This window comes from Xanthobacter sediminis (assembly GCF_043195015.1).
Lineage (GTDB): Bacteria > Pseudomonadota > Alphaproteobacteria > Rhizobiales > Xanthobacteraceae > Xanthobacter.
In genome coordinates, this window is record NZ_JBAFWH010000049.1 from 1 (window position 1) to 1,611 (window position 1,611).

Below are 1,611 nucleotides of genomic sequence, written 5' to 3' on the forward strand. Positions count from 1 at the left end.
TCTAACGTACTGACTCTAACTTGTTGTTGTTCAGCAACAAGCTGTGGAGACAACGCCTCTCCATTTCAGTCTGCCACCGACAGACTGATCCGTAAAGCCGCTTTTACTTGCGATGACGCACGCAGCCGCGCGCCGGAGCGCGCGGGCGCCGCCGTCTGTCCGCGCTGCGGCCGGTCCCGTCCAACTTCGTCACGCTGAGGTGCGGCGCATGTCTCTCCGAGGAGCACTCGCTAACGTCCGTGGTCGGCATAAGGTCCGCCACATTCCGGGATCTGGAGACCAGGCGGTCAGGCTAACAAGCGCCGTGCGGTTTCGCCCGAAGGCGGACGCCGGCACGTCAAGTTTCGATCTCGCCCAAATCCCCGTCTCCCCGGGAGACGCCGCTCCGCCGTGGCGGAACCTGGTGACGCCGATGGTGGGAGCGGCCGGATCGCTCACACCTCCATTATGCGCGAGCGAGCCGGCCGCCCTTCAGGCCGGCGCCGTATCGGAAGGTCGAGCCGTCGACCCAGATCTTGTGCAGGAGCACGCTGAGCGCCCGCGCCACCGCGGTCGCCGCCTTCTTCAGCCCCTTCTTCTTCATCAGCCGAAGCCCCCAGAGCCGCAGCTTGAAGCTTTTGGGGATGCGCGTGAGGATGGCGATCGCCGCCTCGTAGAGCATCGCCCGTGTCGCCTCGTCCCCGCATTTGGAGATGCGGCCCGACCAGTCGGTCTCGCCCGACTGGTAGCGGCGCGGCGTCAGCCCGAAGTGGGCGCCGACGGTCGTGGATTTCTTGAACCGCGTGGGATCATCGACCGTGGCGCGGAAGGTCAGCGCCACGATGGCTCCGACGCCGGGCACCGTCATCATCCGCCGCACCGCCTTGTCGTTGCGCGCTGCCGCCAGCGCCATGCGATGCATGCGGGCGAACTCGAACCGCATCGCCGCGCGGGCCGCGAGCAGCGGCGCGATGATCTGTTCGAGCTCGCCGAGGCCGGCGACCAGCTCGCGCACCCGCGCCTCGAACCTGCCCGTCGACACCTCGCCGACCTTCAGCCCGAACGGCCGGATCACGCCGCGGATCATGTTCTCCATGTCGATCACCTTGCCGAGCAGCGCCTTGCGGCCGGCGAGCAGGACACGCAGCGCCTGCGCCTCACGCGACTTGACGTGGACCGCGCGGAACCAGCCGGTGCGCATCAGCTGCGCGATGCCGCGCGCGTCGTTCTTGTCGGTCTTGTTGAGCATGGCGTTCAGCGCCGCCTTGGTGTGGCGGGTCTCGATGCAGAACACCGGCAGGCCCTTGTCGTCGAGGGCGGAGAACAGCCAGGCGCTGAACGAGAAGGCCTCCAGCCCGACGCGCTTGAGGTGGACGCCCCATTCGGCCAGGAACAGCTCGATGGCATCCGGATCGGAGGGCAATTTCCCCTCCCGGATGACCTTGCCCTCGGCATTCACCACGCACACGTGCGTCGTCTCGAGCGACACGTCCAGTCCCGCATAGAAGTCCATGGTTCGCCTCCGTCGCCGATCCGGACGGAGCATCACGCGCCGCGTTCCTGGATCGCAGGAGGGCATCATCGCCACCACCAGATCGCTGGCGAAGGGGCACTGGTCAGTACCCCGGCTAA

The 1,611-nt window shown here is 67.0% G+C and carries 1 protein-coding gene; it reads right to left on the reverse strand.

What is annotated here, in order from left to right; all coding sequences use genetic code 11:
- Positions 1 to 445 precede the first annotated feature (445 nt).
- Positions 446 to 1,492, reverse strand: coding sequence for an IS110 family RNA-guided transposase (locus V5F61_RS21135; RefSeq protein WP_393990626.1), 1,047 nt, complete (start codon positions 1,490 to 1,492; stop codon positions 446 to 448).
- Between the last annotated feature and the right edge of the window lie 119 nt (positions 1,493 to 1,611).

Excerpts from the sequence above, each read along its gene's own strand:
- V5F61_RS21135 (WP_393990626.1), bottom strand. The coding sequence starts at position 1,492 with ATGGACTTCTATGCGGGACTGGACGTGTCGCTCGAGACGACGCACGTG.